Annotated in this window: 11 protein-coding genes, 1 tRNA gene and 1 pseudogene; 10 read left to right on the top strand and 3 right to left on the bottom strand. The window is 61.9% G+C overall.

Going from position 1 to position 12,829, the window contains the following annotated elements; all coding sequences use genetic code 11:
- Nucleotides 1-281: pseudogene (locus OA90_RS28985) on the top strand (IS4 family transposase); the annotation flags it as partial.
- Nucleotides 282-386: 105 nt separating this feature from the next.
- Here the strand turns inward: OA90_RS28985 and OA90_RS07995 are convergent.
- On the bottom strand, nucleotides 387-1,238 hold the full coding sequence (locus OA90_RS07995; RefSeq protein WP_068409263.1) for a MurR/RpiR family transcriptional regulator: 852 nt from the start codon (nucleotides 1,236-1,238) through the stop codon (nucleotides 387-389).
- 140 nt (nucleotides 1,239-1,378) lie between these two features.
- Between OA90_RS07995 and OA90_RS07990 the strand changes: the two genes are divergently transcribed.
- From OA90_RS07990 to adhP, 5 genes are all read left to right on the top strand, one after another.
- On the top strand, nucleotides 1,379-2,119 hold the full coding sequence (locus OA90_RS07990) for a 5-formyltetrahydrofolate cyclo-ligase (RefSeq protein ID WP_156510423.1): 741 nt from the start codon (nucleotides 1,379-1,381) through the stop codon (nucleotides 2,117-2,119).
- Between the two features lie 33 nt (nucleotides 2,120-2,152).
- Entirely contained in the window at nucleotides 2,153-3,139 is a 987-nt protein-coding gene (locus OA90_RS07985) for an ABC transporter substrate-binding protein (RefSeq protein WP_068409259.1), read from the top strand.
- A 6-nt stretch (nucleotides 3,140-3,145) separates the two neighbouring features.
- Nucleotides 3,146-3,994 (top strand): ABC transporter ATP-binding protein, encoded by an 849-nt coding sequence (locus OA90_RS07980; RefSeq protein ID WP_068409186.1) that lies wholly within the window; start codon nucleotides 3,146-3,148, stop codon nucleotides 3,992-3,994.
- On the top strand, nucleotides 3,991-5,550 hold the full coding sequence (locus tag OA90_RS07975) for an ABC transporter permease subunit (RefSeq protein WP_068409184.1): 1,560 nt from the start codon (nucleotides 3,991-3,993) through the stop codon (nucleotides 5,548-5,550). Before OA90_RS07980 ends, OA90_RS07975 begins: the two co-directional genes overlap by 4 nt.
- A 311-nt stretch (nucleotides 5,551-5,861) precedes the next feature.
- Nucleotides 5,862-6,878 (top strand): alcohol dehydrogenase AdhP, encoded by a 1,017-nt coding sequence (gene adhP / locus OA90_RS07970; protein WP_068409183.1) that lies wholly within the window; start codon nucleotides 5,862-5,864, stop codon nucleotides 6,876-6,878.
- 276 nt (nucleotides 6,879-7,154) lie between these two features.
- On the opposite strand, the gene OA90_RS07965 is transcribed toward adhP, so the two are convergent.
- Together OA90_RS07965 and OA90_RS07960 are read right to left on the bottom strand one after the other, a co-directional pair.
- A tRNA-Ala gene (locus OA90_RS07965) sits at nucleotides 7,155-7,230 on the bottom strand.
- 151 nt (nucleotides 7,231-7,381) lie between these two features.
- Nucleotides 7,382-7,774, bottom strand: a complete 393-nt coding sequence (locus OA90_RS07960; RefSeq protein ID WP_068409182.1) for a TIGR02300 family protein — start codon at nucleotides 7,772-7,774, stop codon at nucleotides 7,382-7,384.
- Nucleotides 7,775-8,097: 323 nt separating this feature from the next.
- Between OA90_RS07960 and aroA the strand changes: the two genes are divergently transcribed.
- From aroA to OA90_RS07940, 4 genes are all read left to right on the top strand, one after another.
- The gene (gene aroA / locus OA90_RS07955; protein ID WP_068409180.1) at nucleotides 8,098-9,453 is read left to right on the top strand and encodes a 3-phosphoshikimate 1-carboxyvinyltransferase; all 1,356 of its coding nucleotides are present in this window, start codon (nucleotides 8,098-8,100) and stop codon (nucleotides 9,451-9,453) included.
- Entirely contained in the window at nucleotides 9,450-10,067 is a 618-nt protein-coding gene (gene cmk / locus OA90_RS07950; protein ID WP_068409178.1) for a (d)CMP kinase, read from the top strand. Before aroA ends, cmk begins: the two co-directional genes overlap by 4 nt.
- Nucleotides 10,068-10,349: 282 nt before the next feature.
- A complete protein-coding gene (gene rpsA / locus OA90_RS07945) occupies nucleotides 10,350-12,047 on the top strand; it encodes a 30S ribosomal protein S1 (RefSeq protein ID WP_068409177.1) in 1,698 nt (565 codons plus the stop codon).
- 190 nt (nucleotides 12,048-12,237) lie between these two features.
- A complete protein-coding gene (locus OA90_RS07940; protein WP_068409175.1) occupies nucleotides 12,238-12,666 on the top strand; it encodes a peptidylprolyl isomerase in 429 nt (142 codons plus the stop codon).
- Nucleotides 12,667-12,829 lie beyond the last annotated feature (163 nt).

Below are 12,829 nucleotides of genomic sequence, written 5' to 3'. Positions count from 1 at the left end.
TCGAGCTGTTCTTCAAGTGGATCAAGCAGAACCTGAAGATCCGGCATTTCCTCGGAACGTCCGAGAATGCCGTACGCATCCAGATCTTCATCGCCTTGATCGCCTATATCCTGCTGAGAGCCGCTCAGGCGACCCAGACCGCAGTCAAGCAACCACTCGCCTTCGCACGCCTTGTTCGCCTCAACCTCATGCATCGACGCACAATCAACGCACTAAACACTCACAAACCACCACCGGAAACAGACACAAGGCAGATGACCCTAAACCTTAATCCAATTTAAACCGGACAGCAGTGGGTCTGGCCCTGCAATGACGGAGCAAATTCGATAGGCCTGCCACGTCCCAGCCCCGTTGCACCACACGGAATTGACGCCCCTGCCCGGCGCTCAGATGTCGCCGGATTCGATTTCCTCGGCGAGGTCGGCGATCAGGTCGCGGCGCGCCTTGGCGCGGCCGCCGATCCGGTTGGCGACTGTCGCTGCAAGAAGCTGCGCCATGGACAGGACGCTGGTCTGGGTCAATTCGCTCCAGGGCGTGGAGACGTGACAGTTGAGCACCGTCGCCTCCTTGCGCCGGGCCTTGCCGGTGTTGGTCGGGTCGGTGATGACAATGGTCTTCAATCGCGTGGTGCGGGCGAAGGTCAGAACGGTCGAGATCTGCTTGGTCCAGGGGCGGACGGCAATGATGATCAGGGCGTCATTGGGTCCGGTCGAGGCCAGTTCCTCAGGCCATGTCGCCGCGTTTTCGGAAATCATGTGAACGCCAGGACGCACGCGGGTCAAGAGGATGCGCAGATAACGGGCGATGCCGTTTTCGATGCCGAGGCCGGCAACCCAGACGCGCCCGGCGCCCGCAATCTGTTCCGCCGCGGCATTGAGAACATCCGGCCGCAACTCCTCGAAGGTGCGCGTCAGGTTGGCGCTTTCGACCTGCAGATGTGTCGGCACGGTGACCGTTTCGTCCACCGCCGCCTGCGGCATGGGGATCTGCTGAACCGGGCCCGTGCGGTTGCGCTCCTCGCGCGCCTGCAGGCGCACATCGTTGAAATCATTGTAGCCGAGATTGCGGAACAGGCGGGCGGCCGTCGCCTTGGAAACGCCTGTGAACCTGGCAAGCTCGGTGGCGGATGAGGCAAGGATCTCGTCCGGCCGGTCGAGCAGAAACTGGGCGAGCTTCTGCTCCGAGGGGGTCAGTTCCTCGTAACGTTCCTGGATCCGCAGCGCCAGTCGAGTTCCCATTCCTGCCCTTCGCTCCCTTCGCAGAATCGCCATGCGATTCAGCATTCTCACAGCCGTTTTGAAAAAACACGTGACAAGTGAGAATGTCTATGAAACTCTTGTTTCAGAAAATGTCAATTCCGAAACAAATGGAACTTAACGTGACCAAAACCAAGATCGTCCGCGAAAAAATCTGGTCGAAGCTTGATGCGGTAGCCTTGCCGGACTCCAGATTTCACAAGAATTTCGCGGAAGTGATCCCCGACTTCATCGGCTCGGACAAGGCGACGGACCGGATCGTGAAACAGCCGTTCTTCCAGACCGGCGACTATGCGTTCATCACTCCCGACAATTGCCTCGTCGATCTGCGCCGCCGCATGCTTGAGGCGGGCAAGTCCATGGTCGTGTCGACCTACGGGATCTATCGCGGCTTCTGGCTTCTGGAGCCGGACATGGTGCCAAAGGGCCAGGAACTGTTTGCCGCCTGGCTGGACGGACTGGAGCATTTCGGCCGTCCGATCACCCTTGCCGAGATCGCCGAGCGCGGCCGGTTCGACTTTCTGGTCACAGGCGCCTCGGCCGTTTCGCTGGATGGCGTGCGCTTTGGCAAGGGCCACGGCTTTTTCGACATGGAATGGGGCATGTTCACCGAACTCGGCATTGTCGACGACAAGTCACCGGTGACCGCGATCGTGCATGACGTTCAGGTGGTCGAGGACAAGCTCTTCCCCAGTCCGACGGACATTCTGGTCGACCATATCGCCACGCCCGAACGCTTCCACAAAATCGAACACCGCGGCACACGACCCCGCGGCATTCATTGGGACCTGCTCGAACCCGAACAGATCGCCCAGACGCCCCCCCTTCAGGAACTCCGCAAGCTACGGGGCCTCGACGCCTGAAACCTCCTCCCCGGAAATGAAAGGATGCATTTGATGCCGCTAATGACCAACCGCCGCCGTTTCCTGCAACTCATGGGCACCGGCGCAGCCGCAGGAGCCATGCCGGGCTTCGTCTCGCGCGCCCACGCCGCCACTCCGCTGACCATGCAGGCAGCCTGGATCAACGACGCGGAATTCGCCGGCTACTTCGCCGCCATCGACGACGGCTTTTACAAGAACGAAGGCCTGGACGTGACCTATCTGTCCGGCGGTCCGGACGTGATCCCCGAAAGTTCGATCATCGCCGGCAAGGCGGATCTGGCGCTGACCACGCCGGACACGACCATCAAGACGATTGTCGATCAGGGCGCACCGTTCAAGATCATCGGCGCGCAATATCAGAAGAACCCGATCGGCATCGTTTCACTCGCCAAGACGCCGATCAACTCGCCGGAAGAACTCAAAGGCAAGACGCTCGCCGTACCGCCGGTGAATGTCATTTCGGTCGAGGCCCTGCTGGCGATCAACGGGATCGACCGCTCGGAGGTGAATATCGTTCCCTACGCCTACGATCCGACGCCGTTGTTAAAGGGCGAAATCGACGCCTCGCTCGATTTCACCACCAACGTACCCTTCACGATAGAACAGTCCGGCGAGAAAGCCGTCAGCTTCCTGCTCTACGATTTCGGCTACAAGACCTACAACGACACGGTCGTGGTAACCGAAGAGGTGTTGAAGACAAAACGCGCCGAACTGGTCGCCTGGTTGAAGGCCAGCCGTGCGGGCTGGGATGCCAACTTCGCCGACACCACCGCCTATCCGCCGAAATTCGCGTCCACCTGGTTTGCCGGAACCGGCCGCACCATCGAAAACGAAGTCTTCTTCAACGGTGCCCAGAAACCGCTGATGGAACATGCCGGCGGGATCTTTACAATGGATGCGGAGGGGATCGATGCCAATATCGAGACCCTTGGCCGGATCGGCATCAAGGCAACGCCCGACATGTTCGACACGAGCCTCCTGGAAGAGATCAAAGGCTGACCGGAAATGCAGGGTCTTCCCCTTCAGTTCACGAACGTCTCCAAGGCGTTTTCAATCAAGGGCAAGGCCCTGCCCGTCATCGACAATCTCTCGCTCGACTGTCCGGCCGGTTCCTTCACCGCCCTGCTGGGGCCGTCCGGATGCGGCAAGTCCACGCTGCTCCGGCTGGCGCTGGCTCTGGAGAACGAGGATTCCGGATCGCTGCGGATCGGCGGCGACAGCCCAAGATCGATCTGCCGCTCGGGGGCGGTCGGGGTCGCATTTCAGGATGCGGCTCTGCTCCCGTGGCGCAGCGTCGAGGACAATATCCGTCTGCCTTTCGAGGTGCTCGGGCGCAAGCGTCCGGACCCTGAGAAGATAAACGGCCTGATCGAACTGGTCGGGCTCAAGGGGTTCGAAAAGGCCCGCCCGGGCGAACTGTCCGGCGGCATGCGCCAGCGCGTCGCCATCGCGCGCGCGCTGGCGACCGAGCCCCGGGTGCTGCTGATGGACGAGCCGTTCGGCGCCCTGGACCTGATCCTCAGGCGGCAGATGAATCTCGAATTGCAGCGCATCTGGTCGGCTAAACGGCCGACGACGCTGCTGATCACCCATGGCATCGACGAGGCGGTCTATCTGGCCGACCGTGTCATCGTGCTGTCGCCCCGGCCCGCGCGGGTGCTTGCCGACATTCCGGTTTCCTTCTCCCGTCCGCGCGGCGCGGAGCTGCTGCGCGACCCCGCGTTTCATCATGTGTGCGACAGGATCGCCGCCCTGCTGGATCCTGAAACCTCGGCCGCCAGCGCCGCCGCAGAAGCCGCCACCCTGGATGCCGCACCTGTAGACGCTCCGGCAAAGGCCGGGACAATCGCATGACCCGGTTTGGCGATCATCTCGCCACGGGCGTTCTGATCCTCCTGCTGCTGGCCGCCTGGGAAGTTGCCGGACAATTGAAACTGGTTGCCGACGGCACGCTGCCGCCCCTGTCGGCAATCCTCCTGCGGTTGGCGGCGGAATGGCGCGAATACTGGCCGCATGTCGCAGCCACGCTTTACACGGCCTCGCTCGGCTTCCTCATCGGCAACGCCGTGGCACTTGCCGCCGCCGTCTCCTTCTGTCTGTGGCCGGTGGCGGAGCGGATTTTCCGGGGCGTCAACATCGCCGCCTTCACGGTGCCTCCGATTGCCATCGCGCCGGTGCTGGTAATCGCGCTCGACGGCGAAACGGCACGGATCACCCTCGCCGCCCTGCTGGTCTATTTTCCGACGATGACGGCCGCCATGGCCGGCCTGCGGTCGGCAGATCCGCGAGCGGTTGATCTCATTCGAGCCTATGGCGGCGGTCCGCTCAGGACACTCTGGCTGTTGCGGCTGCGAGCAGCCCTGCCCGCCATCCTGAGCGGGTTCCAGGTGGCGGCGCCTGCCGCGGTTCTCGGAGCCGTTCTGGCGGAGTTCGGCTCCGGCGCCAGATGGGGCCTCGGCACCTTTCTGCTCGGCTCTCTCGGGCGTGCCGAACCGGACCGTCTCTGGGGAATCGGCCTGACCGCCACAGCCATCGCCGGACTTGGCTACGCCCTGTCGGCGACCCTTGCCGCCCGCACGACATCGCTCAACCGCGCGGTGAACATCGGCGTGACAGGCCCGGAACCGGAAACGGCAAACGAAGCCCCCCTCCGCCGCGCGCTGCTGCTGGCCGCCGCGATCCTGATGCCGCTGCTGATCTGGCAGGGCATGCTGTTCTGGGCGGACCTGTCGCCGATCATCGCCAAGACGCCGATGGGCGTGATCGACTATCTCATCACCGGCAAGACCGCAGCTTCGGCGCAGACCCGGCTGCTGGCAGCACTTGCCGAAACCGTTCCGATCACCATCGCCGGCATGTTGCTCGGGCTCGGCTTCGCCTTCGCCCTGGCGCTGCTCTCCTTCGCCGCCCCTCTTCTGATGCGCGCGCTTCTGCCTTTCGCGCTGGTGACCCAGACCATGCCGCTGGTGGCACTCACGCCGCTGGCCGTGCTGATCTTCGGGCGGGGAATAACGGTGACGCTGGTGATCACCATTTCCGTCACCTTTTTCGCCGCCTTCGTCGTTCTTGCGCAAGGCTTTGCGATGATCCCGAAAGCCGCGTTCGACCTGGTCGACGCCTATGGCGCTTCGACGTTGCGCAAGCTGCGGCTGATCGCAATTCCCGCCAGCCGGCAGTGGCTGTTCGTTGCCGCCCGTCTCGCCCTGCCCAAGGCCCTGCTGGGCGTCATGATCGCGGAGTGGCTGGCCACCGGAAAAGGCCTCGGAAATCTTCTCAACCAGTCGCGCGGCTATCTCGACTACGGCATGATCTGGACCGTCGCGGTGGTGTCCATTCTCTTGTCCGTACTGCTCTATCAGTTGACGCCGGTGCTGGAATGGGTCGGTCGGTCCGACAGGCGGGACAAGTGATGTGGCGCAGTGCCACCGATAATCCTTCCCTCGCCTGACAGGCGCATCGCCGTTTGCCGCTGCCGCAATTCGGCCAACCCGTATCCCGATACGTAATCGGACGAACTGGCGTGACCCGACTGCCTTCCATATGAATTCCGGCATCGCACGAAACCGTGTTCCCGGGCCACCGGCCTTCCGGCGTTTTATATCAGGCAGGCGAATTTCAACGGTTTGTGTCAAGCTATCGCCCGATGCTCGAAAAGGTCTTGCCCGTAAGGACATCCGGCAGAGCGAGGGCTTCATGATCGATATGGAGAAGGATATCAGGCATGGTCAGCATGAAAGCCGCCGTAGTGCGCAAGTTCGGTGCGCCCCTGGACATTTGCGAGGTGGAGAAGCCGGTGGTGACGGACGGCAAGATCGTCGTGAAGGTGAAAGCCTCCGGCGTTTGTCATACGGACCTTCACGCGGCCAACGGCGACTGGCCGGTCAAGCCCAATCCACCGTTCATTCCCGGGCATGAAGGCGTGGGGATCGTCGCCGAGGTCGGTGCCGGCGTCACTGCAGTCAAGGAAGGCGATCGCGTCGGCATTCCGTGGCTGCATTCGGCCTGCGGCCATTGCAGGCATTGCATGGGCGGCTGGGAAACCCTTTGCAACGACCAGCAAAACACCGGCTACAGCGTGAACGGCGGTTTCGCAGATTACGTTCTGGCCGATCCCGACTACGTCGGGCATATCCCGGACGGCCTTGGCCTTGCGGCGGCCGCGCCTGTGCTGTGTGCCGGCGTCACCGTCTACAAGGGACTGAAGGAAACCGACACCCGCCCGGGACAGACCGTGGTCATTTCCGGGATCGGCGGCCTGGGCCACATGGCCGTGCAATACGCCAAGGCGATGGGGCTGCATGTGATCGCCGTGGACATTGCCAACGACAAGCTGGAACTCGCCCGCAAACTGGGCGCGGATCAGGTGATCAACGCACTCGAAACCGACCCGGTGGCCGAAGTGCAGGCCGGCGGCGGTGCGGAAGGCGTTCTGGTCACCGCGGTTGCAGGCAAGTCCTTCCAGCAAGGTGTCGGCATGCTGGCGCGCGGCGGCACCATGAGCCTCGTCGGGCTGCCGCCGGAAGCCTTCCCCCTGTCGATCTTCGATACGGTGCTGAACGGCAAGACCATCCGGGGCTCCATCGTCGGCACACGGCTCGATCTGCTGGAATCCCTCGGCTTCGCAGCCGAAGGCAAGGTTGCGGCACATTACACCGAGGAAACGCTGGACGACGTCAACAGCATCTTCGACCGGATGAAGGCAGGGCAGATCGAGGGCCGGATCGTCATGACGATCTGACTTCGGCGCTGGACCCGCACCCCGGCTGTCTTTCGCGCTCTTGTCGGCTTCGGCACCCAGAACGTGAATGTCACCGGTCCCTCATCGCTCAGCGCGACCGGGCGCTCAGAGGCTCGCGTTGGATGCCGCATGCTCCAATAAAGCCCTGATACCGGCAACGGACAAATTGGCTGCGGGTCGCTCAGCGCCCACCGATCTACTCATTCGGGAAAACACGCACACGCCCGACCTGACAGGTCTGGTGGATATATTCGGATTTTCGTGAAGGAGGAGGAATGGTGGAGCCAAGGGGAATCGAACCCCTGACCTCTTCGCTGCCAGCGAAGCGCTCTCCCAGCTGAGCTATGGCCCCTTATTCCAAAACCGGCCGGATCGGGTCTCCGGCGTCGATGGAGGCGGAACATAGTCACACCTCCAGACAAGATCAAGCAGAAAATGGAACGAATTTTTTCGCATCGCCCGCAATCGCCCGGACAGGGATAAATCCCTGCCCGATCATTGACTTAGCGGTCCGGATCTTCGTCGATTTCGACCCGGATCGGCGGGACTTCGTCTTCGTCCTCGTCTTCATCGTCGATGAAAACGCCGTCATCGGCTGTGTCATCGTCATCGACGTCGACTTCCGCGTCTTCCAGATCCGGGACAACTTCGCCTGTGTCTTCGGTTTCCGCGTCAGCTTCTTCCAGCGGCACGGTGTCCGGTGCCACAACGTCGTCGTCGTCTTCCTCTTCCTCGGGCTTTTCCGCCGCCTTCGCCGCTTTCGCGGCGCGCGCGGTCATGACGGTTTCAAAAACCGTGCTGCACTTCGGGCAGGTAATCGGATCCCGATTGAGATCGTAGTATTTCGCGCCGCAGCTCGGGCACAGCCGCTTTGTGCCAAGTTCAGGTTTTGCCACTGTGCTCACCCTCATCGTTATGTCGTTGTCGAGATCAACAGATGTCCAACCGGGCTCGATTGATCATCGGAAAGCTGATCCATTCAAAAGTGATAGAGCGTTCTGCCTGCGTTCAATCGATCGCAGACGCTCCAGAAATTGTGGGCCGCCCCATAGCGTCAAGCTGGACCCCTGTCAAAGACAAATCAGACAAATTTCTTATTCCACCCATTGTTCTGCATGTTGCGCGGCAAATTTCAAGCGCTCGGATGGATGACGGCGCTGCATCCACATGATAGGACGTGACACCTTTTGACAACCGTTCCAAGTTCCGGACATTGAAAATGTCACATGATTCCGCGCCTGCGCCCCTCACCTCCAGCACGGGCAACTCCCTGACCGGCACCATCCGCGTGCCGGGCGACAAGTCGATTTCCCACAGATCGTTGATGTTCGGCACCCTGGCCGTCGGACGTACGACCGTAAAAGGCCTACTTGAGTCGGAAGACGTTCTGGCCACCGCCGACGCCATGCGCGCCGTCGGCGCCAGGATCGAAAAACAGCCGGACGGGTCCTACACGGTCGACGGCATCGGCCTCGGCAGCCTGCTGGAGCCGGACCATGTCATCGACTTCGGCAATGCCGGCACCGGGGTGCGCCTGACCATGGGCATCCTCGGCAGCCACAACATCGCCGCGACCTTTATTGGCGACGCATCGCTTTCCAAACGTCCCATGGGCCGAGTGCTCAATCCCCTGCGCGACATGGGCACGAACGTGATTGCCCGGGACGGCGACCGCCTGCCCGCCTCGATTCGCGGGCCGGAACAGGCTCTGCCGCTCACCTACCGCGTGCCGATGCCTTCCGCCCAGGTGAAATCCGCCGTGTTGCTGGCCGGGCTCAACGCGCCGGGCGAGACCGTCGTAATCGAACCGATCCCGACCCGCGACCACACGGAAAAGATGCTGGCCGGCTTTGGCGCCGAGATTTCCGTCAGTCTGAATGAAGCAGGCGAGCGGGTTATCCGGCTGAAAGGCCAGCCCGAGTTGAAGCCACAGGATATCGACGTGCCGGGCGACCCGTCTTCAGCGGGTTTTCCGATCGTCGCCGCATTGATCGTTCCGGGATCGGACGTCACCATCGGCAACGTTCTGCTGAACGAACACCGCACCGGCCTCATCACCACGCTGATCGAGATGGGCGGCGATATCGAGATCGTCAACCGCCGGGAAACCGGCGGCGAAGAGGTCGGTGACCTCAGGGTGAAATCCAGCCGGTTGAAAGGCATCACCGTGCCGGCCGACCGCGCACCGTCGATGATCGACGAATATCCGGTGCTGGCCGTCGCCGCCGCATTCGCCCAGGGCGACACGTTCATGCCCGGGCTTGAGGAATTGCGCGTGAAGGAATCGGATCGACTGGCGGCTGTCGCCCGCGGGCTTGAGGCCAACGGCATTCCCTGTGTGGAGACCGAGGACACGCTGACCGTCACGGGCGGCGCAAACGCCATCGGCGGCGGAACGGTGAAAACCCATCTGGACCACCGCATCGCCATGGCCTTCATGGTGCTGGGAATGGCCGCACACAAGCCGGTGACGGTTGACGATGGCGCGGTCATCGCCACCAGCTTTCCGGACTTCACGGCACTGTTTTCCGACCTGGGTGCGAATTTCGCTACCGGCGCCAGCGAGGCCGCATGATCATCGCAATCGACGGACCGGCGGCTTCTGGCAAGGGAACGCTCTCACGGCGGCTGGCGACCCATTTCGGCCTCCGCCATCTGGATACGGGCCTGACTTACCGCGCGGTCGCCGCCGCGCTGCTGGCCAAGGGTCTGCCGCTGGGCGACGAGGCTGTTTCGGTGGAGATCGCGCATAATCTCGATCTGGCGCAGATGGACAAGTCCGTTCTGTCCTCCCACGAGATCGGCGAGGCCGCCTCGCGGATCGCGGTTCTCGGCGGCCTGCGCCAGGAACTGGTCGAACTGCAGCGCCGGTTCGCCGAAAAGCCTCCCGGCGCCGTCCTCGACGGGCGGGATATCGGGACGGTGGTCTATCCGAACGCCACGGTGAAACTCTTCGTCACGGCTTCCGCGCAAGCGCGCGCCCGCCGCCGGACCGACGAAATGATCGCCAAAGGACAGGAGGCGAATTACGCCTCCGTTCTGGAAGATCTGAAGCGCCGGGACGAGCGCGACAGCCAGAGAACGGTGGCTCCGATGAAACAAGCGGAAGATGCGGTCTTGCTTGATACGACAGAAATGGATATAGAAACCGCGTTCCAGGCGGCGGTGGATATCGTTTCGCGCGCCTGACGATGCCAGATCGGGACGGGGCTCACCCTTGGTGTGCCCCTGTTTGTGTATCGCGAACGCATTCGGTCTTGAGACCACAAGTTCTTTAGGAACGACCAAGAAATATCGGCAGGGCGCCTGTTTCCGGCGGCCTGTGACGAGACCGGATTTTCCGTCTCCCGCCCCGCCGGCCCGCTTGATAAAGCGGAAGGATCACGCGCAAACCGCGATCCCGGGAGATTGACAGTCCGGAGTGCAACACCAACCCGCCGGCGGTGCGCCTGAAGGCGCCCAGGAGAATAAATGTCTGATTACAATCCCTCAACCGAGGATTTTTCCGCTCTTCTCGAAGAGTCCTTCGTCCACAATGACCTTTACGAAGGCGCCGTGGTCAAAGGCACCGTTGTTGCCATCGAAAAAGATCTGGCCGTCATCGACGTCGGCCTGAAAGTTGAAGGCCGTGTGCCGCTGAAGGAATTCGGCGCCAAGGGCCGCGACGGCGAAATGGGTGTCGGAGACGAAGTTGAAGTTTATCTGGAGCGCGTCGAGAACGCTCTGGGTGAAGCAGTCCTGTCGCGCGAAAAAGCACGCCGCGAGGAAAGCTGGGTCCGCCTCGAAGTTGCTTTCGAAGCGAACGAAAAGGTCAACGGCCAGATCTTCAACCAGGTCAAGGGCGGCTTCACCGTCGATCTGGACGGCGCCGTGGCCTTCCTGCCGCGTTCGCAGGTCGATATCCGTCCGGTGCGCGACGTTACCCCGCTGATGCACACTCCGCAGCCGTTCCAGATCCTGAAAATGGACAAGCGCCGCGGCAACATCGTGGTGTCCCGCCGTGTCGTTCTGGAAGAAACCCGCGCCGAACAGCGTTCGGAACTGGTCCAGAGCCTCGAGGAAGGTCACACCGTGGAAGGCGTGGTCAAGAACATCACCGATTACGGTGCGTTCGTCGACCTCGGCGGCATCGATGGCCTGTTGCACGTCACCGACATCGCGTGGCGCCGCATCAACCATCCGTCGGAAGTTCTCAGCATCGGCCAGACGGTCAAGGTGCAGATCATCCGCGTCAACCAGGAAACGCATCGTATCAGCCTGGGCATGAAGCAGCTCGAAACCGATCCGTGGGACGGTATCGAAGCCAAGTACCCGGTCGATACACGTTTCACCGGCCGCGTGACCAACATCACCGACTACGGTGCATTCGTCGAACTGGAGCCGGGCATCGAAGGCCTGATCCACGTTTCGGAAATGTCCTGGACCAAGAAGAACGTCCATCCGGGCAAGATCGTTTCCACCTCTCAGGAAGTGGAAGTCGTCATCCTGGAAGTCGATCCGGTCAAGCGCCGCATCTCGCTCGGTCTCAAGCAGACCCTGCAGAATCCGTGGGATGCGTTTGCCGAGCAGTTCCCGATCGGCACCGAAGTCGAAGGCGAAGTCAAGAACAAGACCGAATTCGGTCTGTTCATCGGCCTCGAGGGCGACGTGGACGGCATGGTTCACCTGTCCGATCTCGACTGGAACCGTCCGGGCGAGCAGGTCATCGAAGAGTTCAAGAAGGGCGACATGGTCAAGGCCGTCGTTCTGGATGTGGATGTCGACAAGGAGCGTATCTCGCTCGGCATCAAGCAGCTCTCCGGCGATCCGATGGAATCCGGTGCGGCCGGCGAAATTCGCAAGAATGTCGTCGTCACCTGTGAGGTCATCGAGGTCAAGGACAGCGGCCTGGAAGTCAAGATCGCAGACAGCGACCTGACCGCCTTTGTCCGTCGTGCCGACCTGTCCCGCGACCGTGAAGAGCAGCGTCCGGAGAAATACTCCGTTGGCGACAAGTTCGACGCCCGCATCACACAGTTCGACAAGAAGACCCGCAAGGTGACCGCGTCGATCAAGGCTCTGGAAATCGCCGAAGAGAAGCAGGCCGTCGCACAGTACGGATCTTCCGACAGCGGCGCCTCCCTCGGCGACATCCTCGGTGCTGCCCTGAAGCAGCAGTCCGACGACTAAGATTTCCAGTTTTCAACAAACCGGAAAACGCGAAAGCCCGGCGGAAACGCCGGGCTTTTTGTTGCCCGGCATCCTTTGCGTCACTCTTTACATTTGATCATGCTCCGCTAGGCTGACGACTTGCGACGAGCACCCGCCAGATGCACGCGGCCTCAAAACTCACCTCCCAGACAGAATTGCGATAAGCACCATGAGCGAAGCCAAGAGCGGCGATACGGTTCGTCTTCACTATAAGGGCACCCTCGATGACGGATCCGTCTTCGACAGTTCGGAGGGCCGGGATCCGCTGGAATTCACGGTCGGCAGCGGCCAGATCATTCCCGGCCTCGAGCGCGCCATTCCCGGAATGAAGGTCGGCGACGAAAAAACCGTGAAGGTCGAGGCCGCCGAGGCCTATGGACCGCTGAACCCGGATGCCCGCCAGGCGGTGCCGCGGGCGAACATGCCGGAAAATGTCGAAATCACCGTCGGCCTTCAGCTCCAGGCCCAGACCGAGACGGGCCAGATGATGTCCGTCACGGTCGTCGAAGTTTCCGAAGAGGAAGTCGTTCTGGACGCCAATCATCCGCTGGCCGGCAAGGACCTGACCTTCGAAATCCAGCTCACCGGGATCAATTGACGGCCGGCCCCGCGATTGCCGCGGGGCTCAGTCCGCCATCGAGCCGTCGCTCCGGAAGCAGAGCCGCGAGACGCGGCAGTGAGGGTGACAAGGACAAGCGTTTCCTGCGTTCAATGGAACCTGGAAACGCTCCCCCTCTGATACCAGCCCCGGGCGTCAACTC

Source organism: Labrenzia sp. OB1, from assembly GCF_001624695.1.
In the GTDB taxonomy this organism is placed as follows: Bacteria; Pseudomonadota; Alphaproteobacteria; order Rhizobiales; family Stappiaceae; genus Roseibium.
The sequence above is the reverse complement of the archived record's forward strand: the minus strand, read 5'-3'. Positions and strand labels throughout refer to the sequence as shown.

Coding starts and splice junctions, on each gene's coding strand:
- OA90_RS07995 (WP_068409263.1), bottom strand. CDS start 1,238: ATGGGAACTCGACTGGCGCTGCGGATCCAGGAACGTTACGAGGAACTG.
- OA90_RS07985 (WP_068409259.1), top strand. CDS start 2,153: ATGCCGCTAATGACCAACCGCCGCCGTTTCCTGCAACTCATGGGCACC.
- OA90_RS07980 (WP_068409186.1), top strand. CDS start 3,146: ATGCAGGGTCTTCCCCTTCAGTTCACGAACGTCTCCAAGGCGTTTTCA.
- OA90_RS07975 (WP_068409184.1), top strand. CDS start 3,991: ATGACCCGGTTTGGCGATCATCTCGCCACGGGCGTTCTGATCCTCCTG.
- adhP (WP_068409183.1), top strand. CDS start 5,862: ATGGTCAGCATGAAAGCCGCCGTAGTGCGCAAGTTCGGTGCGCCCCTG.
- aroA (WP_068409180.1), top strand. CDS start 8,098: ATGTCACATGATTCCGCGCCTGCGCCCCTCACCTCCAGCACGGGCAAC.
- cmk (WP_068409178.1), top strand. CDS start 9,450: ATGATCATCGCAATCGACGGACCGGCGGCTTCTGGCAAGGGAACGCTC.
- rpsA (WP_068409177.1), top strand. CDS start 10,350: ATGTCTGATTACAATCCCTCAACCGAGGATTTTTCCGCTCTTCTCGAA.
- OA90_RS07940 (WP_068409175.1), top strand. CDS start 12,238: ATGAGCGAAGCCAAGAGCGGCGATACGGTTCGTCTTCACTATAAGGGC.